This window comes from Kitasatospora sp. NPDC087271, from assembly GCF_044744605.1.
GTDB lineage: Bacteria > Actinomycetota > Actinomycetes > Streptomycetales > Streptomycetaceae > Kitasatospora.
In genome coordinates this window covers 124,407-151,359 of record NZ_JBIUYQ010000013.1, presented here as the reverse complement: position 1 = coordinate 151,359, position 26,953 = coordinate 124,407, and the positions used below count along the sequence as shown (strand labels likewise).

The following is a 26,953-nucleotide window of genomic DNA, read 5'->3' as shown; positions in this document are numbered from 1 at the left end:
CGGCTCCCTTTGCGTCAGAATGACGATATGAGCGAGATGCGCGTGGGGAGCCCTGCCGACGTCCGTAGCCGGGTGGAGCTGGCGGCACTGACGGCCACCGGGGTGCGGCCGAAGTGGCTGATGTTCTGGGGGCACACCGAGCGGAAGGGCGGGGGGACGCGGCAGGAGTGCCTGAGCCAGTGGTGGCCCGGGGAGTTCACCGTCGGCGGGGTGGCGTACGCGTCCGCCGAGCACTGGATGATGGCGGGGAAGGCCCGGATGTTCGGGGACGAGGCCATCGAGCAGCAGGTGCTGGCGGCCCGCACGCCGGCCGAGGCGAAGAAGCTGGGGCGGCTGGTCAAGGGGTTCGACGACGCGGCCTGGACGGCCGGCCGGTTCGAGCTGGTCGTCCAGGGGAACGTCGCGAAGTTCGGCCAGGACGAGGCGCTGCGCGCCTACCTGCTGGGCACCGGCGACCGCGTCCTGGTCGAGGCCAGCCCGGTGGACCGGATCTGGGGCATCGGGCTCGCGGCCGACGACATCCGCGCGGAACGGCCCGACGAGTGGCAGGGGTTGAACCTGCTCGGCTTCGCCCTGATGGAGGCGCGGGCACGGCTGGCCGCATGAGGGCAGTCGGCCCGCTGCGGAGCGCGACCGGCGCACTTCCCGCAACGACCGCCGTCTGCGCGCTCCTTGACACCAGCCGCGCACGACTGGACGCGCTCCCTTAACTCCCCCGCCATATAGCGACGCCAGGATGTCCCGCAGTCAGGGGAGAGATGGACGGAGTGGGGCGATCATGCGCATGCGGCCGACGGCACAATCCGCGGGCCAGGACCCGGAGGGCGAGCAACAGGCCTACGAACTCCGGGCGGAGCTGGACGAGTTACTGCGCGCGAGCCGCTACGCGAGCCAGCGGGAGCGGCGGTTGAACGAGGCGATCCGGGCGGCGCCGGGCCGCCAGCGGCCGGACGGGGACCTGCTGCGGCAGCTGGCGCAGGCGCGCGCCCTGCGCGAGGGCCTGGGCGCCCGCTGCCTCCAACTGAGCGATCGGCTGGAGGCGTTGGAGAACCGGCTGCGGAGCCGACAGCCGGAGCCGGAGCCGCAACCGGCCCAGGCCCCGCCGCCCCAGGACCGACCCGCCCGACCCGCCCGACCCGCCCGACCCGCCCGACCCGACATCGGCGCCCTCGCCGAGCGGGTGGCGGCCCTGCACCGCGCCGGCGCCTTCGCCGAGGCGACGGAGCTGCTGTCCCGGGCGGCCACCGGCCTCGATCCGGCGGACGCCGCGCTGCTGGCCGGCATGCTCTCCCGGCGCGGCCCGACGGGCGCGTCCCTGCACCTGGCCAGGAGCGCCGCGCAGTGCGCCCCCGAGCAGGCGGTGGCGATGCTGGCGGAGTTGCGCGAGCTGGGGCTGGCGGAGGAGGCGGCGGAACTGTTCCACGCGTTCTGGGGCTATCCGGCGTCGGCCCTGCCCGCCCTGCTGGCCGCGCTGGAGCGGGCCGGGCAGGGCGCGGACGGCGCGACGCTGCTGTGGGAGTGGGGTTCGGCACCGACGCCGGAGCTGACGGCGCTGGCGACCGGCCTGCGCCGCACGGGCCGGCACGCCGACGTGCGGACGCTGCTGCGCCAGGCGGCCGGCCGGCCGACGGCGGAGCTGGCCGCGCTGGCGACGGAGCTGCCGGCCGAGCTCGCGACCGTCCTGCTGCACGAGCTGGCGGCGCTGCGCCCACCGGTGGAGCTGGTCAAGCTGGCGGCCGCGTTGGACACCAGCCCGGAGCTGTACGGGCGGTTGCTCGCCGCGCTGCTCGCCGACGGCGCCCGGCACCGGACGACGCTGGCCGCCCTGCGCAGCGCCGGCCTGCCGACCGAACCGGCCGCGGCCCCCCGTTCCCGCTGGGGCAGACGGTAAGCGCAGACGGTGAGCAGAGGGCGGGAACGACGGGAACACGCGGGAGCCCCCGCCCGCCCCGGACGGACCGGGGCGAACGAGGGCTCCAGACGGGCGGAGCAGGCTCAGCAGCCGATCAGCCGCGCACCCAGGTACGCCTTGACCTGGTCGAGCGAGACGCGCTCCTGCGACATGGTGTCGCGGTCGCGGACGGTCACCGCGTTGTCCTCGAGGGTGTCGAAGTCGACGGTGACGCAGAACGGCGTGCCGATCTCGTCCTGGCGGCGGTAGCGCTTGCCGATGGCGCCGGCGTCGTCGAACTCGACGTTCCACGCGGTGCGCAGGTCGGCGGCGAGGCCGCGGGCCTTCGGGGAGAGGTCGGCGTTGCGCGACAGCGGCAGGACGGCGACCTTGACCGGGGCCAGGCGCGGGTCGAGCCGCATGCCGACGCGCTTCTCCATGACGCCCTTGGCGTTGGGCGCCTCGTCCTCGAAGTAGGCGTCGATCAGGAAGGCCAGCATGGCGCGGTTGAGGCCGGCCGCCGGCTCGATGACGTACGGGAAGTACCGCTCGCCGCTCTCCTGGTCGAAGTACTTGAGGTCCTGGCCGGACGCCTCGCTGTGCACCCGCAGGTCGTAGTCGGTGCGGTTGGCGACGCCCTCCAGCTCCGAGAACTCGCTGCCGCCGAAGTTGAAGCGGTACTCGATGTCCACCGTGCGCTTGGCGTAGTGGGAGAGCTTCTCCTTCGGGTGCTCGAAGAAGCGCATGTTCTCGGTGCGCAGGCCCAGGCCGACGTACCAGTCCCAGCGCTGCTGGAGCCAGTACTCGTGCCACTGCTCGTCCTCGCCCGGCTTGACGAAGAACTCCATCTCCATCTGCTCGAACTCGCGGGTGCGGAAGATGAAGTTGCCGGGGGTGATCTCGTTGCGGAAGCTCTTGCCGGTCTGGGCGATGCCGAACGGCGGCTTCTTGCGCGACGTGGTCTGGACGGCCTTGAAGTTGGTGAAGATGCCCTGGGCGGTCTCGGGCCGCAGGAAGGCCAGGCCGCTGGCCTCCTCGGTGACGCCGAGGTGGGTCTTCAGCATGCCCGAGAAGTCCTTGGGCTCGGTGAACTGGCCCTTGGTGCCGCAGTCGGGGCAGTTGACGTCCTTGAGGCCGTTCGGCGGCGGGAAGCCGTGCTTGGCCTCGTACTTCTCCTCCAGGTGGTCGGCCCGGTGGCGCTTGTGGCAGGAGAGGCACTCGGTCAGCGGGTCGTTGAAGGTGGCGACGTGGCCGGAGGCCTCCCACACCTCGCGCGCGAGGATCACCGACGAGTCGAGTCCCACGACGTCCTCACGGGCCTGGACCATCGCGCGCCACCACTGGCGCTTGATGTTCTCCTTGAGTTCGACGCCCAGCGGCCCGTAGTCCCAGGCGGCACGCGTGCCGCCGTAGATCTCGCTGCAGGGGTAGACGAAGCCACGGCGCTTGCTCAGGCTGACGATCGTGTCGATCTTGTCGGCGGCCACAGTGCTCTCTTCAGTACGTACGGCACGGTCAGGGCACGGCTGGTTGCGCGTACCCGAATACCTCAGGTTACCGGCCATATGGGTACGGGGTTCAAATCGGTATCGTCCGGCCCCTCCCAGCCACGGCCACCTGCCGTTCACCCGTCCGAGTGAGTTGACAATCATTTCCAGATAAGATGAGAATGATTGTCATGATGATCGGACGACGTACCCGCAGCTCCATAGCCATCGCCGCCACCGCCCTCACCGCCTCCCTCGTCCTGACCGCCTGCGGTGGCAGCAGCAGCGCCCAGAGCGCCGACGGCAAGCTGAAGGTCGTCGCCTCCTTCTACCCGATGGAGTACCTGGCCCAGCAGATCGGCAAGGAGCACGTCGCGGTCACCGACCTCACCGCGGCCGGCGTCGAGCCGCACGACCTGGAGCTCACCGCCAAGCAGGTCGCCACCGTCCAGAAGTCCGACGCGATCATCTACCTCAAGGGCCTGCAGCCCACCGTCGACCAGGCCGTCGGCCAGTCCTCGGCCAAGTACAAGATCGACGCCACCGCCGCCAGCCCGCTGGTCGACCACCACCTCGACGAGGGCACCGAGGCCGACGGCCACCAGCACGACGGCCCGGCCGGCGACCCGCACATCTGGCTCGACCCGACCCGCTACGCGGCGATCGCCAAGAGCGTCGGCGACGGGTTCGCCAAGGCCGACCCGGCCCACGCCGACGACTACCGCAAGAACACCGACGACCTGGTCGGCCGGCTGACCGCGCTGGACCAGGAGTTCCGGGACGGCCTGAAGGACGCCAAGTCCAAGACCTTCGTCACCAGCCACGCCGCCTTCGGCTACCTCGCCGACCACTACGGCCTCACCCAGGTCGCCATCAACGGCGTCGACCCCGAGTCCGAGCCCACCCCGGCCCGCCTCGCCGAGGTGCAGAAGGCCGCCAAGGACAACGGCGTCACCACGATCTTCTTCGAGACCCTGGTCAGCCCCAAGCTCGCCGACACCGTCGCCAAGGACCTCGGCCTCAAGACCGCCGTGCTGGACCCGCTGGAGGGCGTCAAGGACCCGGGCAAGGAGGACTACCTCTCGGTCATGAAGCAGAACCTGGCCAACCTCCAGGCCGCCCTCGGCGCCACCCCCGCCGCGACCGGCAGCACCCCCACCACGACCGGCACCCCCACCAGCTGACGGGACGACAGCACCATGACCCACCCGATACCCCCGGCCGTCCGCCTCCGCGACGCCGTCGCCTCGCGCGGCGGTCGGCCGGTGCTGCGCGGCGTCGACCTCACCGTCCAGCCCGGCGAGGTGGTCGCCCTGCTCGGCGCCAACGGCTCCGGCAAGTCCACCACCGTCAAGGCCGTGATCGGCTCCGTCCCGCTGGGACAGGGCACGCTGGAGCTGTTCGGCATCCCGTACGCCGGCTTCCGCGCCTGGCACCGGATCGGGTACGTCCCGCAGCGCACCACCGCCGCCTCCGGCGTGCCGGCCACCGTGCGCGAAGTGGTCTCCACCGGGCGGCTGCCGCAGCACCGGCTGCTGCCGTTCCGCCGCCGGGACCGCGCGGCGGTGGACCGCGCGCTCGCCGCCGTCGGCATGCTGGAGCGGGCCGGGGACGGCGTCGCCGACCTGTCCGGCGGCCAGCAGCAGCGGGTGCTGATCGCCCGCGCCCTGGTCGGCACCCCCGACCTACTGATCATGGACGAGCCGATGGCCGGCGTGGACGCCGCCAGCCAGCAGGTGCTCGCCGACACCCTGCGCGCCGAGGTCGCCCGCGGCGCCGCCGTCCTCCTCGTGCTGCACGAACTCGGGCCGCTGGAACCGCTGATCGACCGCGCCGTGGTGCTGCGGGACGGCTGCGTCGCGCACGACGGCCCGCCCGTGCCCAACACCGGCCTGCACGCGCTGCCCGGCCACGACCACGTCCACCCGCACGCCGACCACACCCCGCCGAGGCTGCTGGCATGACCGAGATGCTCTCCTACGACTTCATGCAGCGCGCCCTGCTCGCCGCCGTCCTGGTCGGGATCACCGCCCCGGCCGTCGGCATCTACCTGGTGCAGCGCCGGCAGGCCCTGATGGGCGACGGCATGGGACACGTCGCGATGACCGGCGTCGGCCTCGGCTTCATCTTCCAGACCAGCCCGGTCTGGATGGCCGTGCTGGTCTGCGTGCTCGGCGCCGTCACGATGGAACTCGTCCGCTCGCGCGGCAACCAGCGCGGCGACATCGCCCTGGCGATGCTCTTCTACGGCGGCATGGCCTGCGGCAAGCTGCTCGTCTCGCTCTCCGCCCAGGCCGGCGCCGGCTCGCTGGAGAGCTACCTGTGGGGCTCCATCCTCACCGTCGCCCCGACCGACCTGATCACCATCGCGGTGCTCGGCGCGGTGGTCGTCGCGGTCACCGTCGGCCTGCGCCGACAGCTCTTCGCGATCTGCCAGGACGAGGACTTCGCCCGGGTCACCGGCCTGCCGGTGCGCACGCTCAACCTGCTGCTCGCGGTGATGGCCGCCGTCACCGTCACCGTCGCGATGCGGGTGGTCGGGCTGCTGCTGGTCAGTGCCCTGATGGTGGTCCCGGTGGTCGCCGCCCAGCAGCTCACCCGGTCGTTCGCCGCCACCCAGGCGGCCTCGATCGCGCTCGGCGTGGTGGTCTCGCTGGCCGGCGTCACCGGCTCCTACCACCTCAACGTGCCCTCCGGCCCGGCCATCGTGCTGCTCGCCATCGCGGTCTTCGCGGTGTTCAGCCTGCTCGCCGCGCCGCTCGCCCGGCGGCGCCACCGCAGGGGCGTCGCGGACCCCGGACCGAAGGTCTGCGACGTCGCCCTGCCGGAGCAGTTCCCGGGTCAGCTCCCGGAAGAATTCCCGGGGCAGTCCCCGGGACAGATCCCGGGGCAACTCCCGGGCCGCGGTTCCTCCGACGCGATCACTCCGGAGCGGGGGGCGGGGCTGGCACAATGAGGTGCGAGACGCCCACCACCCCAGGAGGACCCACGGTGACCACCGCAGGCCCGTCGCCGCGCGCCCGCTCGACCCGGCAACGTGCCGCCGTCTCGGCGGCCCTGGACGAGATCGAGGACTTCCGCAGCGCGCAGGAGCTCCACGACATGCTCAAGCACCGCGGGGACTCCGTCGGTCTGACCACGGTCTACCGCACCCTCCAGTCGCTCGCCGACGCCGGCGAGGTGGATGTGCTGCGCACCGCCGACGGCGAGGCCGTCTACCGCCGGTGCAGCAGCGGGCACCACCACCACCTGGTGTGCCGGCACTGCGGCGCCACCGTCGAGGTGGAGGGCCCGGCGGTGGAGCGCTGGGCCAACGCGGTCGCCGCGGAGCACGGGTTCAGCGACATCGCGCACACCCTGGAGATCTTCGGCACCTGCGCGGAGTGCGCCAAGAAGGCCTGAGCAGCGGAGCGGCGGTACGGCGAAGGGCCCGTGGGAGCGATTCCCACGGGCCCTTCGCCGTACCGCCGCCGTACCGCGTCAGCGCTGGGTGGGCAGGTCCAGCGGCTCGGGCACCTCGTTCGGGATCGCCCCGCCGAAGCGGCGGTCGCGCCTCGCGTACTGCTCGCAGGCACGCCACAGGTCGCGGCGGTCGAAGTCCGGCCAGAGCACGTCCTGGAACACGAACTCGGCGTACGCGGACTGCCAGAGCAGGAAGTTGGAGGTGCGCTGCTCGCCGCTGGGGCGCAGGAACAGGTCCACGTCCGGCATGTCCGGGTGGTACATGTACTTGGCGAGGGTCTTCTCGTTGACCTTCTTCGGGTCCAGCTTCCCGGCGGCGACGTCGGCCGCGAGGGCCGCCGCGGCGTCCGCGAGCTCGGCCCGGCCACCGTAGTTGACGCACATGTAGAGCGTGACGGCGTCGTTGTCCTTGGTCTGCTCCTCGGCGACCTGGAGCTCCTGGACGACGCTCTTCCACAGCTTCGGCATCCGGCCCGCCCAGCGGACCCGCACGCCCATCGCGTCCATCTCGTCGCGGCGGCGGTGGATGACGTCCCGGTTGAAGTTCATCAGGAACTTCACCTCGTCGGGCGAGCGCTTCCAGTTCTCGGTGGAGAACGCGTACAGCGAGATGTTCTTCACGCCGAGCTCGATCGCGCCCTTGAGGACGTCCAGCACGACCGACTCGCCGACCTTGTGGCCCTCGGTGCGGGGCAGTCCGCGCTCCTTGGCCCAGCGGCCGTTGCCGTCCATCACGATGGCGACGTGGCCGGGGACCAGCTCGCCGGGAATCTTCGGGGGCTGTGCGCCACTGGGGTGCGGGGTCGGGGGGAGGTACTCCCTCTGTTTGCCGCCGCCGAAGAGCCGTCGCGCTGCCATGTGCTCACTTCTCCACGTATCTCATCGAGCGGATGCCCCGCTCCAAATGCCACTGCAGATAGGCCGCGACCAGGCCGCTGCCCTCCCGCCAGTACCTCGGCTCGCAGGAATCGGCCGTCTGCCAGTCCCCTGACAGCAGCGCCCCGAGCAGTACCAGTGTCTCAGGGGAGGGTACGGCACATCCGGGCACTCGGCAGTCCGGGCAGAGGACCCCGCCCGCGGGAAGGGAGAAGAAACGGTTCGGCCCCTCCAGCCCGCATTTGGCGCAGTCCGTGAAGCTCGCGCCGTACCCGTTCACCGCGAGCGAGCGCAGCAGGAAGGCGTCCATCACCAGGTGCGACTCGTGCAGCCCGGCCGCCAGCGTGCGCAGGGCGCCCACCAGCAGCAGGTACTGCTGGACGGCCGGTTCGCCCTCGTTCTCGGCGAACCGCTCGGCCGTCTCCAGCATCGCCGTCCCGGCGGTGTAGCGGCCGTAGTCGGTGACGATCGAACCGCCGTACGGCGCGATCGTCTCCACCTGGGTGCACAGCGGCAACCCACGGCCGATCAGCTCACTCCCCCGGCTGAAGAACTGCACGTCCACGTGCGAGAACGGCTCCAGACGGGCGCCGAACTTGGACTTGGTCTTGCGCACCCCGCGCGCCACCGCCCGCACCTTGCCGTGGTGCCGGGTCAGCAGGGTGATGATCCGATCGGCCTCGCCGAGCTTCTGCGCCCGCAGCACGACGCCGTCGTCCCGGAAAAGACTCATGGGAGCCATTCTCCCCCACGGCACGCCCCGGCCGCCGACAGCCGTGTTGCCCGCACCGAGTCCGTGGGGGAGGACCGAGCGGTGCGGGTCACGGCGGGCCCGGAGGGGGATTTCGGGCCCGTTTTGTGGGGGATCGGAGATGGCTCGGGGGTTGCGCGGCGGGCCCGGTACTGCGGAGCGGGCCCGGTACTGCGGAGGACGTCCCGTCCTGCGGAGGAGGTCCGGGTTACTGCGGAGAAGGTCTAGTACGGAGCCCGGGTCGCCGCCTCCAGCAGCGCCCCGACCCGCGACTGCGGTAGATCCAGACAGCGCCCGACCGCGGCCAGCGCCTCGCGCTCCTGCGGCAGGTAGCGCCCGTCGGACAGGGCGATCGCCGCGCCCTGCAGCAGCAGCCGCTCCCGGCCCTGGTGGGCCAGGTGCGGGGCGAGCGGTTCGAGCACCGCGTGCAGTTCCACGGCCAGGCCGCCGGCCATCCCGTGGGCGTCGTAGAGTTCGCCGCCGAGCCCGGACAGCGCGGCGAGCGCGGCCAGCACCTGGGCCTCGCCGCAGTCCTCGAACCCGGCCTCGCGCACCGCCGTGCAGGCCGCCTCGCGGGCCGCGCGGTGCGCGGTGCCGCCGGCCGCGAGCAGGGCGAGCGCGATGGTGTACTGCGCATCCCGCAGCATCGCGCCGAGCCGTACGGAGGTGGGCTGTTCCAGGCTCTCGACGCCGTAGCGACCGTGGCAGCTGGTGCACTGCACGCTGCCGATCACCGGGCCGAGCGGGGCCACCGGGGTCCCCAGCAACCGCAGCCACCGCCGACCGTGCTGCCGGCGGTAGTTGCGGTCCCCGCCACAGCCCGGACAGAAGAAGTCACCGAGAACGTCAGTCCGCCACCGCGGGCGAACACCCCACAACCTGGTCACGGCGCCACTCCCCAGACATGGCAGACGGCCTGCACAACAATGGGCAGGTCACGCGACCGGACACCGAGGCCGTCCCACCGACCCGGCTTTCCGGTGGATCGATGTTGCCATGGTTACCGGCACGTGTCAGTACCTCGAACGGCTTCCGACCCGAAAAAATGTGGCGCAGGACACAACTGGCCCCAGGCGCGGCGAAGGGCCGCCCCGGAGGACGGCCCCGCCACATCTCACTCGTACGAACTACCCGCGCTGTGCCCGGTTGACGGCGCTGATGATCGCCTTCAGCGAGGCCAGCACGGTGTTGCCGTCGATGCCGACGCCCCACAGCACCTTGCCGTCCACCGCGCACTCGACGTACGCGGCGGCCTGGGCGTCGCCGCCCTCGCTCAGCGCGTGCTCGGCGTAGTCCAGGACGCGGACGTCCAGACCGATCCGGGCCAGCGCGTCCGTGAAGGCGGAGACCGGGCCGTTGCCGACACCGGTCAGGGTCACCGGTACCGAGTCCACCAGCGCGCCGGCGATCAGCGCGTCCCGGCCGTCCTCGGTGGTCAGGGTGCGCGAACCGCTCAGCGAGATCCGGCCCCACGGGTTGTCCGGGGTCGGCAGGTACTCGTCCTCGAAGACCCGCCAGATCTCGGCCGGGGTGACCTCGCCGCCCTCGGCGTCGGTCTTGGCCTGGATGATCCGGGAGAACTCGATCTGCATCCGGCGCGGCAGGTCCAGCTTGTGGTCGTTCTTCAGGACGTACGCCACACCGCCCTTGCCGGACTGGCTGTTGACCCGGATGACCGCCTCGTAGGTGCGGCCGACGTCCTTCGGGTCGATCGGCAGGTACGGCACGCCCCAGGTGTGCTCCCCCACCGGGACGCCCGCCGCCGCGGCGTCCGCCTCCAGGGCGTCGAAGCCCTTCTTGATGGCGTCCTGGTGCGAGCCGGAGAAGGAGGTGTACACCAGGTCGCCGGCGTACGGGTGGCGCGGGTGCACCTCCATCTGGTTGCAGTACTCGGCGGTGCGGCGCACCTCGTCGATGTCGGAGAAGTCGATCTGCGGGTCGATGCCCTGCGAGAACAGGTTCATGCCCAGGGTCACCAGGTCGACGTTGCCCGTCCGCTCGCCCTGGCCGAACAGGCAGCCCTCGATGCGGTCCGCGCCCGCCATGTAGGCCAGCTCGGCGGAGGCGACGGCGGTGCCGCGGTCGTTGTGCGGGTGCACCGACAGGCAGACGAACTCGCGGCGCGACAGGTTGCGCGACATCCACTCGAACTGGTCGGCCTGCACGTTCGGGGTGGCCCGCTCGATGGTGGCCGGCAGGTTCAGGATGATCTCGCGGCCCTCGCCCGGCTGCCAGACGTCCATGACCGCCTCGCAGACCTCCAGCGCGAAGTCCAGCTCGGTGTCCACGAAGATCTCCGGCGAGTACTGGTAGCCGAAGACGGTCTCCTCGCCCAGCAGCTTCTCGGCGTACTCCATCACCAGCCGGGTGCCGTCGGTGGCGATCGCCTTGGTCGCGGCCCGGTCGTTGCGGAACACCACCCGGCGGAACAGCGGCGCCGTCGCGTTGTACAGGTGGACCGTCGCGCGCGGGGCGCCGACCAGCGACTCGACGGTCTTCTCGATCAGCTCCTCGCGGGCCTGCGTCAGCACCGAGATGGTGACGTCCTCGGGGATCGCCCCCTCCTCGATCAGCGACCGCACGAAGGCGTGGTCGGTGGCGCCGGAGGACGGGAAGCCGACCTCGATCTCCTTGTAGCCCATCGCGACCAGCAGGTCGAACATCTTGCGCTTGCGGGCCGGGGACATCGGGTCGATCAGCGCCTGGTTGCCGTCCCGCAGGTCGGTGGAGAGCCAGCGCGGCGCCTTGGTGATCACCTTGCTCGGCCAGGTGCGGTCCGGCAGGTCGACGGTGTCGAACGGCAGGTAGCGCCCGTACCGCATGCCGGAGGACAGCTGGCGCACGGACGCGGCGGTGATCGGGGTGGGGCGGTCGACGAAGGCGCGACCGGCGGGGATGGGCGCGGCGGAGCTCTGCTCGGTCATGGAATGACTCTCGGCTTCCTGTGATGCGTGGTGCGGGGGCGGGTCGGGGTGGTCGACACCGACTGGCCGGCAGCTGCCGCTCGCGACCCTCCGTTGGATCGCCGGATGACGCGCACAGCTCGATCCCCGCGGCGAGGGAGCCGGCCCTGTGGACTACAGGCCCTCGACGCGGCAGCTAAGAAGAAGCAGCCCGTTGCGCATGATGGCCCCAGCGTAACCCAGGGCCGCGCGCCCCCGAAGTGATCCGGGCCACCGTTCCACCCCTTGAGACGCCGACCGGTCACGCCAAGAGTGGTGACAACCGGTCATCGAGGCCTCACCCTGGGCCACATGACTGCAGCAGTTCCGATCTGCGCGATCGTCCCGCCGTACGTCCTGGACCGCCTCGCCGAGGCCGGTCACGAGCCCGCCGTCCGCTCCCTCCTGCTCGACACCGCGCACCGCGCGGCCCGCCTCGCCCCTCCCCCGCCCGTCAGCACCGGCCCGACCCCCAGCCGGCTGATCGCCGACACCTCCCACAGCCAGCGGCTGCCCGGCCGGACCGTCCGCACCGAGGGCCAGGCCCCGGTCACCGACCAGTCCGTCAACCACGCCTACGACGGCCTCGGCGACACCTTCGCCCTGTACGCCACCGTCTTCGGCCGCCGCTCGATCGACAACCGGGGGCTGCGCCTGGACGCCACCGTGCACTACGGCCAGGACTACGACAACGCCTTCTGGAACGGCCACCAGATGGTCTTCGGCGACGGCGACGGCGAGATCTTCGGCGACTTCACCGCCTGCGTCGACGTCATCGGCCACGAACTCACCCACGGCGTCACCCAGTTCACCGCCGGCCTGCAGTACCAGGACCAGCCCGGCGCGCTCAACGAGTCGGTCTCCGACGTCTTCGGCTCGCTGGTCAAGCAGTACTCGCTGGGCCAGGACGCCGCCCACGCCGACTGGCTGATCGGCGCCGGCCTGCTCGCCCCCGGCATTCAGGGCGTGGCGCTGCGCTCGATGAAGGCCCCCGGCACCGCCTACGACGACCCCCGGCTCGGCAAGGACCCGCAGCCCGCGCACATGCGGGACTACGTGGACACCACCGACGACAACAGCGGCGTGCACATCAACTCCGGCATCCCCAACCACGCGTTCTACCTGCTGGCCACCGCCCTCGGCGGCCAGGCCTGGGACCGCGCCGGGCGGATCTGGTACGACGCCCTGACCGGCGGCCAGTTGGCCGCCGACGCCGACTTCACCGCCTTCGCCCGGGCCACCGTGGCCGCCGCCAAGGCCCGCTACCCCGGCCAGTCCTCGGTGGCGGACACCGTGACGGCCTCCTGGGCGCAGGTGGGCGTCAGCCCCGGCTGAACCCCTCCGGCGGCCCCGGCCCAACCCCTCAGGCCCCGGCCGAACCCCTCAGGCCTCGGCGGCGGCCCCGACGACGGCGCCGACCGAGGACCCCGACCGAGGACCGGTTGAGGCCGGGTTGAGCCGCGCTTAAGGTCACGGTCCGGGAAAAGACCGGCAAACTCCCTCCCCTGGTAGCACCATGGACACCATGCGTATCCAGGTGACCCGGACCGGCGGCTTCGCGGGGATCGTCCGCCATGCGGAACTCGACACCGTCGACCGCACGGACGCCCCGCACGTCCACGCGCTCGCCCGCGAGGCCGTCGCGGGCGGGCTGCGGGCGCCCTCGTACGGGGTGCCGGACGGCTTCCACTACGAGATCACCGTCGACGGCCGGACGGTCTACTGCGCCGACCCGAAGCTCACCGACTCGCAGCGCGAGCTGGTGTCGCTGGTCCTGCGCGAGGGCGCGTAGCCCCACCGGCCCCCGGACCCGCCGAAGGCCCGCCCGATCGACGGATCCGGGCGGGCCTTCGGCGGGAACCGGGGCTCAGAAGCCGAGCTTGCGCAGCTGCTTCGGGTCGCGCTGCCAGTCCTTGGCCACCTTGACGTGCAGGTCCAGGTAGACCGGCGTGCCGAGCAGCGCCTCGATGTGCTTGCGGGCGGTGGTGCCGACGTGCTTGAGCCGCGCGCCCTTGGCGCCGATGACGATCGCCTTCTGGCTCTGCCGCTCGATGTAGACGTTGGCGTGGATGTCCAGCAGCGGGCGGTCCGCCGGGCGGCCCTCGCGCGGGAGCATCTCCTCGACCACGACGGCCAGCGAGTGCGGCAGCTCGTCCCGGACGCCCTCCAGGGCGGCCTCGCGGATCAGCTCCGCGACCATGATCTGCTCGGGCTCGTCGGTGAGGTCGCCGTCCGGGTAGAGCGGCATGCCCTCCGGCAGCAGCTTGGTGATCAGGTCGCCGACCAGTTCCACCTGCTTGTCGCCGACGGCCGAGACCGGGATGATCTCGGCCCACTCGATGCCCAGTTCCTCACCGAGCTGGTGGATGGCGATCAGCTGCTCGGCGAGCCGCTTGGAGTCGACCAGGTCGGTCTTGGTGACGATGGCGACCTTGGGGGTCTTCTTGACCTCGGCGAGTTCCTTGGCGATGAACTTGTCGCCGGGGCCGAGCTTCTGGTCGGCGGGCAGGCAGAAGCCGATCACGTCGACCTCGGCCCAGGTGCTGCGGACCAGGTCGTTGAGGCGCTCGCCGAGCAGGGTGCGCGGCTTGTGCAGGCCGGGGGTGTCGACCAGGACGAGCTGGGAGTCCGGGCGGTGCACGATGCCGCGCACGGTGTGCCGGGTGGTCTGCGGGCGGTCGGAGGTGATCGCGACCTTCGTCCCCACCAGAGCGTTGGTCAGGGTCGACTTGCCCGCGTTGGGTCGGCCGACGAAGCACGCGAAGCCGGAGCGGTACGAGGAGGAAGGGGCACTCATGTGCTCCATTCTCCCTGATCACCGGAGTCGCGCTGTCCGGGCCCGCCCGCACCGCCCGATCAGCCCTTGCGGCCACCCCGCGAGACCACCGACATCACCACCAGCAGCACCAGGAAGGCGACCGAACCCCAGAGCCAGTACGGCGAGCCGGTCTCCTGCCACTTGCCCATCCCCATCACGAACAGCAGCAGCCCGGCGAAGAACGCCACCGCCCCCATGTGCCCAGCCCCCTCACCGAGTTCACTCCCCCGGTGAGACTATCGGCTCGGTTCGGGCAGGTGTTCGCCAGGCCGCCGCCATCGCCCGCCGCAGCGGGCCCCAGCAGCCCTCAGCGGGCCGCGGCGTCAGACCGGCGGGCCCCAGCAGGCCTCAGCGGGCCTCGGCCGCCACCCGCAGCGTCCCGTCCACGCCGGCCAGCAGCACGGGCGTCCCGGCCCCGCCGAGGTCCCGGACGGCCGCCAGGTCGGCCTCGGCCGGCTGCTCCGCCTCGCTCACCACGGCCGCCGCCTCCAGCGACTTCGCACCGCTGGCCACCGCCATCGCCACCGCCGTCTGCAGCGCGCTCAGCCGGAGCGACTCCAGCGCGACCGTCCCGGCCACGTACGTCCGGCCGGTCTCGTCACGCACCGCGGCCCCCTCGGCGACGCCGTTGCGGGCGCGGGCCGAGCGGGCCAGGGTGATGATCTTCTTGTCTTCGGGGTCGAGCTCGACGATGTCACTCATGCCGCCGAGCATAGGCGGCCCCCGCGGCCGCTCAGTGGCCGACCGGGTGGGTCGGACCGGGGTTCGGATTGAGGACCTTGACGAAGGTCTTCGGCCCGGACGGCCTCGCCGTCTCGTGCTCCGCGCGCTCGCGCCAGAACGGGTTGTCGTGCGGCAGGTGGCTGCTCACCCGGCCGTACATCCCGAAGGTCGTCAGGATCACCCCGAAGATGAAGGCGAACAGCACGTTCGACATCCGGAAGTTCAGGATGTTGGCGTCCGGCCGCCCGAGCACCGCCAGGCCGTAGAAGCCGGACAGGACGAACAGCACGCCGACCGCCATGTTCAGGTTGGACGCGAAGTTGCCGCCGACCACCGCCCCCGCCACCAGGATCGCGCCCGCCACGATGGACAGGATGCTCAGCGCCCCGTTGGTCGACAGCCCGGCGATCCGGTCGCCGTGGGTGGCGAGGAAGCCGGGGTGATCGGCCAGCCCCAGGCACCCGAACACGATCAGGAAGATCCCCCCGAGCCCCGCCCCGATCCGCCACACCGTGGCGAGCCGGCTGTTCACGGGCAGTTCGTCTTGCAGCTTCATGGTGACCTCCACCATGGCCTGGCCGGCCTGCCGGCCACGCCGGCCTAGCTGTAGGGATGGCTCCCCTGCATGTGCGGCACCTCGTGCATGTAGAGCGAACCGCACTGCTGGCAGCAGCGCAGCCCGGTGCCCCACTCCTGCTCGGGCCGCGTCTCGGCGTCGTCGGCCAGGCTGCGGCCGCAGAGCGCCGTCGCGGGGTCGCCGTCGCGCACCACGTGCCAGACCTTGACCCCGCCGGTCGCACCCTGCGGGCCGTACTCCGCGCGAAGTTGATGCGTCATGCTGTCCATGGTCGCTCCGCCGGGGCGCGACCGCTACTCGCCGGGCTCCGCCCCGGCCTCCGCGGCCTTGCGGACCGGCGTCGCGACCATCGAGCCGATCCGGTTGCGGCGCCCGGCCGAGGACTCGGCGGTCAGCAGGATGCCGGTCAGCCCGGTGCCGGCGGGCTCGGGCAGCGGGATCTCGCAGGCCGAGCCGGGGATCGGCACCCGGCCGAGGTGCTTGGCCAGCAGGCCGCCGACGGTCTCGACGTCCTCGTCCTCCAGCTCGATGCCGAAGAGCTCGCCCAGGTCCTCCACCAGCAGCCGGGCGGTGATCCGGTACGAGCCGTCGCCGAGGTCCTCCACCGGCGCGATCTCCCGGTCGTACTCGTCGGTGATCTCGCCGACGATCTCCTCCAGGACGTCCTCGATGGTGACCAGGCCGGCCGTGCCGCCGTACTCGTCGATCACGATCGCCACGTGCGAGCGGCGCTGCTGCATCTCGCGCAGCAGGTCGCCGGCCGGCTTGGAGTCCGGGACGAAGACGGCCGGGCGCATCACCGCGCCGACCTCCTCGGACTCCGCCTCCCGGTTGATGTGGGTGCGCCGGACCAGGTCCTTCAGGTAGACGATGCCGACCACGTCGTCCTCGCTGTCCCCGACCACGGGGATCCGCGAGAAGCCCGAGCGCAGCGCCAGGGTGAGCGCCTGCCGGACGGTCTTGTGCCGCTCGATCATCACCAGGTCGGTGCGCGGCACCATCACCTCGCGGACGATGGTGTCGCCCAGCTCGAAGACGGAGTGCACCATCCGGCGCTCCTCGTCCTCGATCAGGTCGTCCTTCTCGGCGAGGTCGACCAGCGCCCGCAGCTCGGCCTCGGAGGCGAACGGCCCCTCCCGGTAGCCCTTGCCCGGGGTCAGCGCGTTGCCGAGCAGGATCAGCAGCCGCGGGATCGGGCCGAGCACCGCGGCCAGCGGCAGCAGCACGAAGGAGGCGGCGGTCGCGGTGGTGAGCGGGTGCTGGCGCCCGATCGTGCGCGGCGAGACCCCCACCGCGACGAAGGACACCAGCACCATCACGCCGAACGCCAGCAGCACGGCCTGCCAGATCGGCTCCACGTTGCGCACGCACACCACGGTGACCAGGACGGCCGCCGCCATCTCGCTGGCCACCCGGATCAGGGTCGCCAGGTTGAGGTAGCGGATCGGGTCGGAGGCGACGGTCAGCAGCCGGGCCGAGCCGCGCCGCCCGGCCCGCACGGCCTCCTCCGCGCGGAACCGGGAGACCCGGGAGATGCCCGCCTCGGCGCACGCGGCCAGCCAGCCGAGGACGACGAGGAGCACGGCACCGAGGATGAAGCTCGTACTTTCACCACTCACAGGGGTTCGGGCTCCGCGCTCAGTGGGTGGTGGGGGCCGGGGAGAGACCACCGAGGCCCCGGCCCGCCCGCCAGTCGTCCAGGATGCGCTTCTGGAGGGCGAACATCTCCTCCTCCTCCTCGGGCTCCTCGTGGTCGTACCCGAGGACGTGCAGCACCCCGTGGACGGTGAGCAGTTGGAGCTCCTCGTCCATCGAGTGCTTGGAGGGGGCCGCCTTGCCCTGCTGCTCGGCGACCTCCGGGCAGAGCACGATGTCGCCGAGCAGGCCCTGCGGCAGCTCCTCGCCCTCCTTGCCGGGGCGCAGCTCGTCCATCGGGAAGGACATCACGTCGGTGGGGCCGGGGAGGTCCATCCACTGGATGTGCAGCTCCTCCATCGCCGCTCCGTCCACCAGGATCACGGACAGTTCGGACTGCGGGTGGATCCGCATCTTGTCCAGGGCGAAGCGGGCGACGTCGAGGATGGCTTCCTCATCGGCGTCCCAACCGGACTCGTTGGCGATGTCGATCGACATGACGGGCTGCGTACTCAGCTTTCGGTGCGATGGGACTGACGGGGTGCGCGGGAGCCGCGCCGCTGGGCCGGCTTGCGGGCGGGCGAGGAGTTCTCCTCGGCCTCCTGCTTGGCGTCCCAGCGTTCGTAGGCGTCCACGATCCGGCCGACCAGCTTGTGGCGGACCACGTCGGTGCTGGTGAGGACGGAGAAGTGGATGTCGGGCACGTCGGCCAGGATGTCCTGGACGACCTTGAGGCCGCTGCGGGTGCCGCCCGGGAGGTCGATCTGGCTGGTGTCGCCGGTGACCACCACCCGGGAGTTGAAACCGAGGCGGGTGAGGAACATCTTCATCTGCTCGGGCGAGGTGTTCTGGGCCTCGTCCAGGATGATGAAGGCGTCGTTGAGGGTGCGGCCGCGCATGTACGCCAGCGGCGCGACCTCGATGGTGCCGGCCGCCATCAGGCGCGGGATGGAGTCCGGGTCCATCATGTCGTGCAGCGCGTCGTACAGCGGGCGCAGGTACGGGTCGATCTTCTCGTAGAGGGTGCCGGGCAGGAAGCCCAGCCGCTCCCCCGCCTCGACGGCCGGGCGGGTCAGGATGATCCGGTTGACCTCCTTGGCCTGGAGGGCCTGGACGGCCTTGGCCATCGCGAGGTAGGTCTTGCCGGTGCCGGCCGGGCCGAGGCCGAAGACGATCGTGTGCTTGTCGATCGCGTCGACGTAGCGCTGCTGGTTGAGGGTCTTGGGGCGGATCGTGCGGCCCCGGTTGGACAGGATGTTCGCGGTGAACACCTGGGACGGCGCCGGGCTGTCCGGGTCCTCCGCGGCACCGCGGAGCATGGCGATGGAGCGCTCCACGGAATCCTCCGTCAAGGGCTGGCCGGTGCGCAGCACCAGCATCATCTCGGTGAAGAGCCGCTGCACGAGGGCGACCTCGGCGCGCGCTCCGGTGGCGGTCACCTCGTTGCCGCGGACGTGGATGTCGGCGGCGGGGAAGCCCTGCTCGATCACGCGCAGCAGCGAGTCCGCCGTGCCGAGCAGGGTGACCATCGGGTGCTTCTCGGGGATGACGATCCGGGCGCTGACGCGACCGTCGCCGGCCGGTTCGGGGCGCGACTGTCCGTTCGTACGGGTCTGCGATGTGTCACTCATAGGTCGGCGCTGGGCCTGCCTCATCCCATCCGTGGTGTCGTGTGCCGATCGGTCTCTCCGGGGCACCAGGGTACGCCGCGCACGTGGTCGCCGCGGCGGGCGGCGGGGCCGCACCCGACGATGCTGCGGCAGATCGGGGGGCGGCGCGAGCGCTTTTCACGGGGTGCGGGCCGGGTTCACGGCTGGCGCCGGACGGGGACGGGCACCCGGGTGAGGTCGGCGGCGATCACCAGCTCGCCGTCGAAGTGCTTGCGGGCGTCGGCCAGGTGCTGGCCGAGGTCCGGGTAGCGCTGGGAGAAGTGGGTCAGCACCAGGGTGCGCACACCGGCCTCGGCGGCGGCCTTGGCGGCCTGCCCGGCGGTGAGGTGGCCGTGCTCCTCGGCGAGCCGGGTGTCGGCGTCGGTGAAGGTCGACTCGGCGACCAACAGGTCGGCGCCCTCGGCGAGTTCGTACACGCCGTCGCAGAGCCGGGTGTCCATCACGAAGGCGAAGCGCTGGCCCGGCCGGGGGTCGCTGACCTCCTCCAGGGTGACCCGCCGGCCGTCCGCCTCGATCGCCCCCTCGTGCTGGAGGCGCCCGACCGCGGGGCCGAAGACGCCCAGCGCGGCGAGGCGTTCGGGCACCAGGCGGCGGCCGTCCGGCTCGGACAGCCGGTAGCCGAAGGACTCCACGGGGTGGGACAGCCGCACGGCGTCCAGCGCGAAGCGGGCACCGGGCGCGGGCAGCGGGCCCGGCTCGTCGATCGGCCGGGGCCGCAGGACGGCCGTCTCGTGGTAGGCGGTGGCGTGCCGCAGCCGCTCGAAGTAGACCTCGCCGGAGGCCGGGAAGTAGACGTCCACCGGGTGGGGGACGCGGTCCAGGTTGATCCGCTGGATCACCCCGGCGAGACCCAGGCAGTGGTCGCCGTGGAAGTGCGTCACGGCGATCCGGGTGACCTGGGTGGCCGAGACGCCGGCCAGCAGCATCTGCCGCTGGGTGCCCTCGCCGGGGTCGAACAGCAGGCCCTCGCCGTCCCAGCGGAGCAGGTAGCCGTTGTGGTTGCGGTGCCGGGTGGGCACCTGGCTGGCGGTGCCGAGGACGACGAGTTCGCGCTGTGACACGTAGGTCAGACCATGTTCTCGGTCATCGGCTTGCCGCCGAGCACGTGGACGTGGGCGTGGAAGATCGTCTGGCCGGCGCCGGCACCGGTGTTGAAGATCAGCCGGTAGTCCTCGACGCCCTCGTCCGTGGCCACCGCGCCCGCCTCGGCGAGGAGTTCACCGGCGATCTCCGGCTCGGCGGCGGCCAGCGCGGCGGCGTTCGGGTAGTGGACGTGCGGGATGACCAGGACGTGCAGCGGCGCCTTGGGGGCGATGTCGCGGAAGGCGAGGACGCGCTCGGTCTTGCGCACCACGGTCGCCGGGATCTCGCCCGCGACGATCTTGCAGAACAGGCAGTCGGGCTGCGGCTCGCCGGCCATCGGCTTCTCCTCGGTTCGTGTCTGGTCTGGGGCCGTACGGGCGCAGCCTAGCGGGAAGTCGGCCCGGCCGACCTCCCGTTCGGCTGCTCTCCCGCCCGCCGGGGCGGCGGGGGCGCGCCCTACGCCCAGGGCATCGGCGGGGCCGTGCGGGGCGGGGCCGCGGCGAGTGCGGCGAGGGCGATCCGGACGCCCTCGGCCAGCTGCGGGTCCTCGCCGGCGGCCCACTGGTGCGGGGCCATCGGCACCTCGACGTCCGGGTCGACGCCGTGGTTCTCCACGCCCCAGCCGTAGTTCTCCAGCCAGTACGCGTACTTGGGCTGGGTGACCAGGGTGCCGTCGACCAGGTGGTAGCGGCTGTCGATGCCGATCACCCCGCCCCAGGTGCGGGTGCCGACCACCGGGCCGATGCCGAGCGTCTGGATGACGGCGTTGACGACGTCGCCGTCCGAGCCGGAGAACTCGTTGGCGAGCGCGACGACCGGCCCGCGCGGGGCGTCGAGGGGGTAGGGCACCGGGTGGTCGGTGTCGCGGATGGCGTTCCAGCCGACGATCCGGCGGGCGAGCTTCTCGATCACCAGCTGCGAGGTGTGGCCGCCTCGGTTCTCCCGGACGTCGACGATCACGCCGTCCCTGGCCAGTTCCACGGCCAGGTCGCGGTGGATCTGGGCCCAGCCGGCCGACTGCATGTCGGGGATGTGCAGGTAGCCGAGCCGGCCGCCGGACAGCTCGCGCACCGCGGCCCGCCGCCCGGCCACCCAGTCGTGGTAGCGCAGCGGCTCCTCGTCGGCGATCGGGACGACCACCGGGTGGCGCCGGTCGGTGCCGTCCTTGCCGGCCACGGTCAGCTCGACCGGCTGCCCGGCGGTGCCGGCCAGCAGCGGGGCCGGGCCGGTGACCGGGTCCACCGGGCGGCCGTTGACGGCGAGGACCGCGTCGCCCGGGCGGATCGCGGCGCCGGGCGCGGCCAGCGGCGAGCGGGCCCGGGGGTCGGAGGACTCTCCGGGCAGGATGCGGGCGATCCGCCACCGGTCGCCGTCCTTGGCGAGGTCCGCGCCGAGCAGGCCCTGGCGCCGGGCCGGCTCGGTGTACCGGCCGTACGGGATGACGTAGGCGTGCGAGGTGCCGAGTTCGCCGTGCACCTCCCAGAGCAGGTCGACCAGGTCGTCGTGCGAACCGAGGCGTTCCACGAGCGGCCGGTAGCGGTCCAGCACGCCGGCCCAGTCGACGCCGCCGAGGTCGGGGCGCCAGAAGTTGTCGCGCATCAGGCGGCCGTTCTCGGCGTACATCTGCCGCCACTCGGCGGCCGGGTCGACGGTGACCCGCAGCCGGGCCAGGTCGACGCCCACCTCGTCGTCCTCGCCGCCCGCCTTGTGCTCGGCCGGGACGATCCGCAGTTCGCCCCCGTCCAGCACGGCCACCCGGGTGCCGTCCCCGCTGACCGCGAAGCCGTCCACGCCGTGCACCAGTTGCTCGACACGGCGCTTCTTCAGGTCGAAGCGCTCCAGCACCGGCCGGGGCCGCTCGTCCTCGGGCGAGGCCGCCTCGTCGCCGAGTTCGCCGAGCAGCGGGGCGCGGGTCCACAGCACGCCGTCCTTGGCGGCCCTGAGCGCGTCGAACCGGCCGCCCTCGACCGGGAACGGGACGATCCGGTCCGCGATGCCGTCCAGGTCGACCCTGGTCACCGGCGCGGCGTCGCCGGCGGCCTCCTCGCCGTCCGCCCTCCTGCCGCGCGGCTCGTCCTCCTCCCCGCCGAGCGGGCGCCCGGCCCGCTGCGGCCCGAACGGGGACGGCGTGTCGGCGGCCAGCGTGATCAGGTACGGGCGGCAGCCGTTGGGGAACGACAGGTCGAAGACGTGCGAGTCGTAGACCGGGTCGAGGTTGCGCACCGACAGGAACGCCAGGTAGCGGCCGTCCGCGGTGAAGGCCGGCGAGGTGTCGATGAAGCGCTCCTGGGTGACCTCGCCGACCGTCCGGGCCACCAGGTCGGCCAGCACGATCTGGCGCAGCGAGTACGGGCCCAGCCGGTGCACCGGCCGCGACCAGGCCAGCCAGGCCGAGTCCGGGCTGAAGGCCAGCCCGCTGACCTCGCCGTCGGCGCTGCGGTCCAGCTCGTGCACGGCGCCGTCGGCGAGCGCGACCAGCAGGACCCGGCCGTCGTGCACGCCGAGCGCGGCCTGCTTGCCGTCCGGGGACACCGCCAGGGAGTTGACCCGGCCGATCCGCCCGGCGGCCAGCCGGCGGCGCTCGGCGCCCTGCGCGTCGGGGGCGAGCTCCAGGGCGTCCTCGCCCTCGGCGTCGGACACCCACAGCACGCCCTGGGCGCCGTCCTCGCCCGGCACCACCCGGGCCAGCCGCCCACGCACCCCCGGGGTCTCGTCCAGCACCCGGGCCGGGCCCTCGCGGTGGGTCAGCCAGTGCACGTCGCCGCGCACCACCACGGCGCCGGCCCGGCCGGTGCGGTCGGGGGCGGCGGACTCCAGCCAGTGCGCGGCGTGCACCGGGCGGGGGCGGCGGCCGCTGCGCGGGCCGGCCAGCCGGATGTCGAGGCGGCGGGGCGCGGCTCCCGCCAGGTCGTCCAGCAGCCAGACGTCGCCGGCCCGGTGGAACACCGTCCGGGTGCCGTCGGTGCCGGCGTTGCGGGCGTAGAAGCCGTCCGGGTCGGTGGTGTGGCGGCGCAGGTCGGAGCCGTCCGGGAGGCTGGAGTAGAGCTCGCCGACGCCCTCGTGGTCGGAGAGGAAGGCGATCCGGTCCCCCACCCACAGCGGCGAGTCGAGCTGGCCGTCCAACTGCTCGTGGACGCGGACGAATTCGTCCCGCCCGATCCACAACTTGCCCGCCCGGCCGCCCCGGTAGCGCTTCCACCAGGCCGGCTCGCGGTTGTTGACGGTGCCCAGCAGCACGCGGTCGCCGCCCGGCTCGAAGGCGAGCCCGCCGACCGGCCCGTACGGCAGCCGCACCGACTCGCCGCCGTCCAGCGGCACGGCGTGCGCCCAGCTGCGGCGCAGGGTCGCCTCGCCGGCGGTGGTCAGGGCGATCGGGCGCCCGTCGGCCGTCCAGCCCCGCACCTCGGTCTGCTCGCTGCCCCAGTGGGTGAGCCGCCGGGACGGCCCGCCGTCCACCGGCACCACGTGCACCTCGGGCGCGCCGTCCCGGGTGGAGGTGAAGGCGATGTGCCGCCCGTCGGGGGCGAACCGGGGGTGCCGGACGGGCACGTGATCGGCCGTCAGCCGCCAGGCCCGGCCACCGTCCAGCGGGGCCAGCCAGACGTCGTCCTCGGCGACGAAGGTGACCAGGTCACCGTGCAGATGGGGGTGGCGCAGGTAGGCGCCCGCGGAGGTGCTCAGGGGTTCCGTCACGCGGTCAGCGTAGGCACGTGCGCGCACGGCGCGGGCCGGTTCGGGCAGACTCCGACCGCACGGGCGGGCCGGCTACGACCAGCGGCCGGTGCGCCCCAGCAGCAGGGCGCCGGCGGCCACCCCGGCGGTGGAGGTGCGCAGCACCGAGGGGCCCAGCCGGTACGGCCCGGCGCCCGCCTCGGCGAACGCGGCCAGCTCCTCCGGGGAGACCCCGCCCTCCGGGCCGACCACCAGCACCACGTCCCCGGCCGCGGGCAGCGCGGCCAGCGACAGCGGCTCGGCGCCCTCCTCGTGCAGCACGGCGGCGAACGCGGCCCCGGCCAGCAGCGGCGCCAGCTGCCGGGTGGTCGCCGGCTCGCGCACCTCGGGGAAGCGCAGCCGGCGGGACTGCTTGCCGGCCTCCCGGGCGGTGGCCCGCCACTTGGCGAGCGCCTTGGCGCCCCGGTCGCCCTTCCACTGCGTGATGCAGCGCGAGGCGGCCCACGGGACGATCACGTCCACGCCGACCTCGGTCATGGTCTCCACCGCGAGCTCGCCGCGGTCGCCCTTGGGCAGCGCCTGGACGACGACGATCCGCGGCGCCGGCTCGGGCTCCCGGCGGACGGCGGCCACCGTGACGTCGATCGCGTCCTTGCCGAGCACCGCGGCGACCGTCCCGTCCACCCCGAGGCCCAGCCCGTCGGCGAGGGTCACCGCCTCGCCCGCCGCCAGCCGCTTCACCGCGGCCGCGTGCCGCCCCTCCGGCCCGTCGAGGCGCACCACGGAGCCGGGCGCGGCGGCGGCGATCCGCTCGGTCTCGACGACGAAGACGGGGGCGGTCATGCGGGGAACCTCCGGGGGGGTGGGGCGGATCGGGAACGCGAAAGGGGCGCCGGGCAGAACCCGGCACCCCCGCGCGGACGGCCAGGGCCCTAGGGCCTAGCGGCCGTTGAACGCGTCCTTGAGGCGCGAGAACAGGCCCTGCTGGCCCGGCGCGAACTGGCCGGACGGCCGCTCCTCGCCGCGCAGCACCGCGAGCCGGCGCAGCAGCTCCTCCTGCTCGGGGTCGAGCTTGGTGGGCGTCTGCACCTCGACGTGCACTATCAGGTCGCCCCGGCCGCCGCCGCGCAGGTGCGTGATGCCGCGGCCGTGCAGCGGGATCGACTGGCCGGACTGGGTGCCGGGCCGGATGTCGACCTCCTCCAGCCCGTCCAGGGTCTGCAGCGGCACCTGGGTGCCGAGGGACGCGGCCGTCATCGGGATGGTGACGGTGCAGTGCAGGTCGTCCCCGCGCCGCTGGAAGACGGTGTGGGTGGTCTCGGCGATCTCGACGTACAGGTCGCCGGCCGGGCCGCCGCCGGGGCCGACCTCGCCCTCGCCGGCCAGCTGGATCCGGGTGCCGTTGTCGACACCGGCCGGGATCTTGACGGTCAGGGTGCGCCGGGCGCGGACCCTGCCGTCGCCGGCGCACTCCGGGCACGGGGTCGGCACGACGGTGCCGAAGCCCTGGCACTGCGGGCAGGGACGGGAGGTCATGACCTGGCCCAGGAACGACCGGGTGACCTGGGAGACCTCGCCCCTGCCGCGACACATGTCGCAGGTCTGCGCGGAGGTGCCGGGGGCCGCGCCCTCGCCGCTGCACGTGGTGCAGGTGACGGCGGTGTCGACCTGGAGTTCCTTGGTGGTGCCGAAGGCGGCCTCCTCCAGGGTGATCTCCAGCCGGATCATGGCGTCCTGGCCGCGGCGGGTGCGCGAGCGCGGGCCGCGCTGGCCGGCCGCGGCGCCGAAGAAGGCGTCCATGATGTCGGAGAAGCCGAAGCCGGCCGCCCCCGCGCCGAAGCCGCCCGCGCCCCCGCCGCCCGGCGAGAGCGGGTCACCTCCGAGGTCGTAGACCTGGCGCTTCTGCGGGTCGGAGAGCACCTCGTAAGCGGCGTTGATCTCCTTGAACCGCTCCTGCGTCTTCGGGTCCGGGTTGACGTCCGGGTGCAGTTCGCGTGCCAGGCGCCGGAAGGCCTTCTTGATCTCGTCCTGCCCCGCATCCCGTCGGACGCCGAGTACCGCGTAGTAGTCCGTGGCCACCAAATGCTCCGCTTGTTCCGCCTGTAGTAGTGCTGCGACTGGACACCGCCGTCAGAGGTTCCGACGGCGGCCTGTGCTACGACTCGGCCAGGATCTGGCCCACGTACCGCGCCACCGCACGCACCGCCCCCATTGTGCCCGGATAGTCCATCCGGGTCGGACCGATCACACCCAGTTTGGCCACGCTCTCGTCGCCCGAACCGTAGCCGACCGACACCACCGAGGTGGAATTCAGCCCCTCGTAGGCGATCTCCCGCCCGATCCGGACCGTCATCGCGGCGTCCGCCGTCTCACCCAGGAGGCGGAGCAGGACGACCTGCTCCTCCAGGGCTTCCAGCACCGGCTGGATGGTCAGGGGGAAGTCGTGCCCGAAGCGGGTCAGGTTGGCCGTGCCGGCCAGCATGATCCGCTCCTCGTTCTGCTCGGCGAGCGCTTCGAACAGCGTCGCCAGGACCGTGCTGACGGTCGGGCGGTCCGGCGGCTCGAAACCCGCCGGGAGCTCCTCCAGGAACCCCGGCACGTCCGGCAGCCGCTGGCCGACGGCCCGCGCGTTGATCCGGGCCCGCAGGTCCGCCAGGACCGTCTCGCCGACCGGGCCCGGGCAGTCGACCATCCGCTGCTCGACCCGGCCGGTGTTGGTGATCAGGACCAGCATCACCTTGGTCGGGGCCAGCGCCACCAGCTCGATGTGCCGGACGGTGGACCGCGACAGCGAGGGGTACTGCACCACCGCGACCTGCCGGGTGAGCTGGGCGAGCAGCCGCACCGTCCGCATGACCACGTCGTCCAGGTCGACGGCGCCGTCCAGGAAGTGCCGGATCGCCCGGCGCTCGGGGGCGCTCATCGGCTTGACCTCGGCGAGCTTGTCGACGAACAGGCGGTACCCCTTGTCGGTGGGGATGCGCCCGGCGCTGGTGTGCGGCTGGTGGATGTAGCCCTCCTCCTCCAGCGCCGCCATGTCGTTGCGGACGGTCGCCGGGGAGACTCCGAGGTTGTGCCGCTCCACCAGGGCCTTGGAGCCGACCGGCTCCTCGGTGCCCACGTAGTCCTGGACGATCGCGCGGAGCACGGCGAGCTTGCGGTCGTCCAGCTGGCGAACCTCACCGGCCATGGGGCACACACCTCCGTCTTCGCACGTTGTCCGTTCGTGTCACGCATGCTGCTGCCCGCTCCGGGAGGATCCCGGCTCCGGCACCCGCTTTGGCACTCTGAACCTGCGAGTGCCAAAACCGTACCTGCCAGTGTAAGGCCCGGGCCCAACGGCAGGAACGGCCCGGCCGGAGTGAT

The 26,953-nt window shown here is 72.6% G+C and carries 27 protein-coding genes; 8 read left to right on the top strand and 19 right to left on the bottom strand.

What is annotated here, in order from left to right:
- The first annotated feature begins 27 nt into the window (after nucleotides 1–27).
- Nucleotides 28–606, top strand: coding sequence for an NADAR family protein (locus ACIO9K_RS22575; RefSeq protein WP_400332377.1), 579 nt, complete (start codon nucleotides 28–30; stop codon nucleotides 604–606).
- Between the two features lie 172 nt (nucleotides 607–778).
- On the top strand, nucleotides 779–1,891 hold the full coding sequence (locus ACIO9K_RS22570; protein WP_400332374.1) for a hypothetical protein: 1,113 nt from the start codon (nucleotides 779–781) through the stop codon (nucleotides 1,889–1,891).
- Between the two features lie 104 nt (nucleotides 1,892–1,995).
- Here ACIO9K_RS22570 and ACIO9K_RS22565 read toward each other — a convergent pair whose 3' ends face one another.
- A complete protein-coding gene (locus tag ACIO9K_RS22565; protein WP_030233601.1) occupies nucleotides 1,996–3,378 on the bottom strand; it encodes a glycine--tRNA ligase in 1,383 nt (460 codons plus the stop codon).
- Between the two features lie 191 nt (nucleotides 3,379–3,569).
- Between ACIO9K_RS22565 and ACIO9K_RS22560 the strand changes: the two genes are divergently transcribed.
- Genes ACIO9K_RS22560 through ACIO9K_RS22545 form a run of 4 tightly spaced genes read left to right on the top strand, consistent with a single transcriptional unit; the run spans nucleotide 3,570 to nucleotide 6,780 of the window.
- Complete coding sequence (locus ACIO9K_RS22560; RefSeq protein WP_363586345.1) at nucleotides 3,570–4,562, top strand: metal ABC transporter substrate-binding protein; 993 nt, start codon at nucleotides 3,570–3,572, stop codon at nucleotides 4,560–4,562.
- Nucleotides 4,563–4,577: 15 nt separating this feature from the next.
- Nucleotides 4,578–5,342 (top strand): metal ABC transporter ATP-binding protein, encoded by a 765-nt coding sequence (locus tag ACIO9K_RS22555; protein ID WP_350878204.1) that lies wholly within the window; start codon nucleotides 4,578–4,580, stop codon nucleotides 5,340–5,342.
- Nucleotides 5,339–6,334 carry a metal ABC transporter permease gene (locus ACIO9K_RS22550; protein ID WP_363586346.1) on the top strand — a complete coding sequence of 332 codons (996 nt, stop codon included), beginning with the start codon at nucleotides 5,339–5,341 and terminating at the stop codon, nucleotides 6,332–6,334. The genes ACIO9K_RS22555 and ACIO9K_RS22550 overlap by 4 nt, the downstream gene beginning before the upstream one ends.
- A gap of 35 nt (nucleotides 6,335–6,369) precedes the next feature.
- A complete protein-coding gene (locus ACIO9K_RS22545) occupies nucleotides 6,370–6,780 on the top strand; it encodes a Fur family transcriptional regulator (RefSeq protein ID WP_350878206.1) in 411 nt (136 codons plus the stop codon).
- 78 nt (nucleotides 6,781–6,858) lie between these two features.
- Here ACIO9K_RS22545 and ACIO9K_RS22540 read toward each other — a convergent pair whose 3' ends face one another.
- The 4 genes from ACIO9K_RS22540 to leuA form a co-directional block, all read right to left on the bottom strand.
- Nucleotides 6,859–7,698 (bottom strand): isoprenyl transferase, encoded by an 840-nt coding sequence (locus ACIO9K_RS22540; protein ID WP_363369948.1) that lies wholly within the window; start codon nucleotides 7,696–7,698, stop codon nucleotides 6,859–6,861.
- 4 nt (nucleotides 7,699–7,702) lie between these two features.
- Nucleotides 7,703–8,449: a DNA repair protein RecO gene (gene recO, locus ACIO9K_RS22535; protein WP_063347510.1), complete on the bottom strand. Its 747-nt coding sequence runs from the start codon at nucleotides 8,447–8,449 to the stop codon at nucleotides 7,703–7,705.
- Nucleotides 8,450–8,691: 242 nt separating this feature from the next.
- Nucleotides 8,692–9,234: a TerB family tellurite resistance protein gene (locus tag ACIO9K_RS22530; protein ID WP_350878207.1), complete on the bottom strand. Its 543-nt coding sequence runs from the start codon at nucleotides 9,232–9,234 to the stop codon at nucleotides 8,692–8,694.
- Between the two features lie 360 nt (nucleotides 9,235–9,594).
- Entirely contained in the window at nucleotides 9,595–11,391 is a 1,797-nt protein-coding gene (gene leuA / locus ACIO9K_RS22525; RefSeq protein ID WP_363620297.1) for a 2-isopropylmalate synthase, read from the bottom strand.
- 330 nt (nucleotides 11,392–11,721) lie between these two features.
- On the opposite strand from leuA, the gene ACIO9K_RS22520 reads away from it, so the two are divergent.
- Nucleotides 11,722–12,744 carry a M4 family metallopeptidase gene (locus ACIO9K_RS22520; RefSeq protein WP_400332365.1) on the top strand — a complete coding sequence of 341 codons (1,023 nt, stop codon included), beginning with the start codon at nucleotides 11,722–11,724 and terminating at the stop codon, nucleotides 12,742–12,744.
- Between the two features lie 190 nt (nucleotides 12,745–12,934).
- Nucleotides 12,935–13,201, top strand: a complete 267-nt coding sequence (locus tag ACIO9K_RS22515; RefSeq protein WP_063351090.1) for a protealysin inhibitor emfourin — start codon at nucleotides 12,935–12,937, stop codon at nucleotides 13,199–13,201.
- Between the two features lie 75 nt (nucleotides 13,202–13,276).
- Here the strand turns inward: ACIO9K_RS22515 and era are convergent, their stop codons facing one another.
- The 14 genes from era to hrcA form a co-directional block, all read right to left on the bottom strand.
- Nucleotides 13,277–14,206 carry a GTPase Era gene (gene era / locus ACIO9K_RS22510; RefSeq protein ID WP_363588241.1) on the bottom strand — a complete coding sequence of 310 codons (930 nt, stop codon included), beginning with the start codon at nucleotides 14,204–14,206 and terminating at the stop codon, nucleotides 13,277–13,279.
- Between the two features lie 59 nt (nucleotides 14,207–14,265).
- Nucleotides 14,266–14,424, bottom strand: coding sequence for a hypothetical protein (locus ACIO9K_RS22505; protein WP_159398424.1), 159 nt, complete (start codon nucleotides 14,422–14,424; stop codon nucleotides 14,266–14,268).
- A gap of 151 nt (nucleotides 14,425–14,575) precedes the next feature.
- Nucleotides 14,576–14,929, bottom strand: a complete 354-nt coding sequence (locus ACIO9K_RS22500; RefSeq protein ID WP_063351091.1) for a hypothetical protein — start codon at nucleotides 14,927–14,929, stop codon at nucleotides 14,576–14,578.
- A 31-nt stretch (nucleotides 14,930–14,960) separates the two neighbouring features.
- Complete coding sequence (locus tag ACIO9K_RS22495) at nucleotides 14,961–15,506, bottom strand: DUF4383 domain-containing protein (RefSeq protein WP_363620293.1); 546 nt, start codon at nucleotides 15,504–15,506, stop codon at nucleotides 14,961–14,963.
- A 44-nt stretch (nucleotides 15,507–15,550) separates the two neighbouring features.
- Entirely contained in the window at nucleotides 15,551–15,787 is a 237-nt protein-coding gene (locus ACIO9K_RS22490) for a hypothetical protein (protein ID WP_063351092.1), read from the bottom strand.
- A 33-nt stretch (nucleotides 15,788–15,820) separates the two neighbouring features.
- Nucleotides 15,821–17,146, bottom strand: a complete 1,326-nt coding sequence (locus tag ACIO9K_RS22485; RefSeq protein WP_063347516.1) for a hemolysin family protein — start codon at nucleotides 17,144–17,146, stop codon at nucleotides 15,821–15,823.
- A gap of 19 nt (nucleotides 17,147–17,165) precedes the next feature.
- Complete coding sequence (gene ybeY / locus ACIO9K_RS22480) at nucleotides 17,166–17,660, bottom strand: rRNA maturation RNase YbeY (RefSeq protein WP_063347517.1); 495 nt, start codon at nucleotides 17,658–17,660, stop codon at nucleotides 17,166–17,168.
- 14 nt (nucleotides 17,661–17,674) lie between these two features.
- Nucleotides 17,675–18,793, bottom strand: a complete 1,119-nt coding sequence (locus ACIO9K_RS22475; RefSeq protein WP_400332356.1) for a PhoH family protein — start codon at nucleotides 18,791–18,793, stop codon at nucleotides 17,675–17,677.
- Between the two features lie 176 nt (nucleotides 18,794–18,969).
- Nucleotides 18,970–19,893 carry a ribonuclease Z gene (locus ACIO9K_RS22470; protein ID WP_363620291.1) on the bottom strand — a complete coding sequence of 308 codons (924 nt, stop codon included), beginning with the start codon at nucleotides 19,891–19,893 and terminating at the stop codon, nucleotides 18,970–18,972.
- Between the two features lie 5 nt (nucleotides 19,894–19,898).
- Nucleotides 19,899–20,252 carry a histidine triad nucleotide-binding protein gene (locus ACIO9K_RS22465; protein WP_363620289.1) on the bottom strand — a complete coding sequence of 118 codons (354 nt, stop codon included), beginning with the start codon at nucleotides 20,250–20,252 and terminating at the stop codon, nucleotides 19,899–19,901.
- A gap of 119 nt (nucleotides 20,253–20,371) precedes the next feature.
- Nucleotides 20,372–23,608, bottom strand: a complete 3,237-nt coding sequence (locus ACIO9K_RS22460) for a PDZ domain-containing protein (RefSeq protein WP_400332352.1) — start codon at nucleotides 23,606–23,608, stop codon at nucleotides 20,372–20,374.
- 72 nt (nucleotides 23,609–23,680) lie between these two features.
- The gene (locus ACIO9K_RS22455; protein WP_400332349.1) at nucleotides 23,681–24,430 is read right to left on the bottom strand and encodes a 16S rRNA (uracil(1498)-N(3))-methyltransferase; all 750 of its coding nucleotides are present in this window, start codon (nucleotides 24,428–24,430) and stop codon (nucleotides 23,681–23,683) included.
- A gap of 96 nt (nucleotides 24,431–24,526) precedes the next feature.
- On the bottom strand, nucleotides 24,527–25,666 hold the full coding sequence (dnaJ, locus tag ACIO9K_RS22450) for a molecular chaperone DnaJ (protein WP_350878218.1): 1,140 nt from the start codon (nucleotides 25,664–25,666) through the stop codon (nucleotides 24,527–24,529).
- A 76-nt stretch (nucleotides 25,667–25,742) separates the two neighbouring features.
- Nucleotides 25,743–26,777 carry a heat-inducible transcriptional repressor HrcA gene (hrcA, locus tag ACIO9K_RS22445; protein WP_063347523.1) on the bottom strand — a complete coding sequence of 345 codons (1,035 nt, stop codon included), beginning with the start codon at nucleotides 26,775–26,777 and terminating at the stop codon, nucleotides 25,743–25,745.
- Between the last annotated feature and the right edge of the window lie 176 nt (nucleotides 26,778–26,953).

Coding starts and splice junctions, on each gene's coding strand:
- ACIO9K_RS22575 (WP_400332377.1), top strand. CDS start 28: ATGAGCGAGATGCGCGTGGGGAGCCCTGCCGACGTCCGTAGCCGGGTG.
- ACIO9K_RS22570 (WP_400332374.1), top strand. CDS start 779: ATGCGCATGCGGCCGACGGCACAATCCGCGGGCCAGGACCCGGAGGGC.
- ACIO9K_RS22560 (WP_363586345.1), top strand. CDS start 3,570: ATGATGATCGGACGACGTACCCGCAGCTCCATAGCCATCGCCGCCACC.
- ACIO9K_RS22555 (WP_350878204.1), top strand. CDS start 4,578: ATGACCCACCCGATACCCCCGGCCGTCCGCCTCCGCGACGCCGTCGCC.
- ACIO9K_RS22550 (WP_363586346.1), top strand. CDS start 5,339: ATGACCGAGATGCTCTCCTACGACTTCATGCAGCGCGCCCTGCTCGCC.
- ACIO9K_RS22540 (WP_363369948.1), bottom strand. CDS start 7,698: ATGGCAGCGCGACGGCTCTTCGGCGGCGGCAAACAGAGGGAGTACCTC.
- recO (WP_063347510.1), bottom strand. CDS start 8,449: ATGAGTCTTTTCCGGGACGACGGCGTCGTGCTGCGGGCGCAGAAGCTC.
- leuA (WP_363620297.1), bottom strand. CDS start 11,391: ATGACCGAGCAGAGCTCCGCCGCGCCCATCCCCGCCGGTCGCGCCTTC.
- ACIO9K_RS22520 (WP_400332365.1), top strand. CDS start 11,722: ATGACTGCAGCAGTTCCGATCTGCGCGATCGTCCCGCCGTACGTCCTG.
- ACIO9K_RS22515 (WP_063351090.1), top strand. CDS start 12,935: ATGCGTATCCAGGTGACCCGGACCGGCGGCTTCGCGGGGATCGTCCGC.
- era (WP_363588241.1), bottom strand. CDS start 14,206: ATGAGTGCCCCTTCCTCCTCGTACCGCTCCGGCTTCGCGTGCTTCGTC.
- ACIO9K_RS22505 (WP_159398424.1), bottom strand. CDS start 14,424: ATGGGGGCGGTGGCGTTCTTCGCCGGGCTGCTGCTGTTCGTGATGGGG.
- ACIO9K_RS22500 (WP_063351091.1), bottom strand. CDS start 14,929: ATGAGTGACATCGTCGAGCTCGACCCCGAAGACAAGAAGATCATCACC.
- ACIO9K_RS22495 (WP_363620293.1), bottom strand. CDS start 15,506: ATGAAGCTGCAAGACGAACTGCCCGTGAACAGCCGGCTCGCCACGGTG.
- ACIO9K_RS22490 (WP_063351092.1), bottom strand. CDS start 15,787: ATGACGCATCAACTTCGCGCGGAGTACGGCCCGCAGGGTGCGACCGGC.
- ybeY (WP_063347517.1), bottom strand. CDS start 17,660: ATGTCGATCGACATCGCCAACGAGTCCGGTTGGGACGCCGATGAGGAA.
- ACIO9K_RS22475 (WP_400332356.1), bottom strand. CDS start 18,793: ATGAGTGACACATCGCAGACCCGTACGAACGGACAGTCGCGCCCCGAA.
- ACIO9K_RS22465 (WP_363620289.1), bottom strand. CDS start 20,252: ATGGCCGGCGAGCCGCAGCCCGACTGCCTGTTCTGCAAGATCGTCGCG.
- ACIO9K_RS22455 (WP_400332349.1), bottom strand. CDS start 24,430: ATGACCGCCCCCGTCTTCGTCGTCGAGACCGAGCGGATCGCCGCCGCC.
- hrcA (WP_063347523.1), bottom strand. CDS start 26,777: ATGGCCGGTGAGGTTCGCCAGCTGGACGACCGCAAGCTCGCCGTGCTC.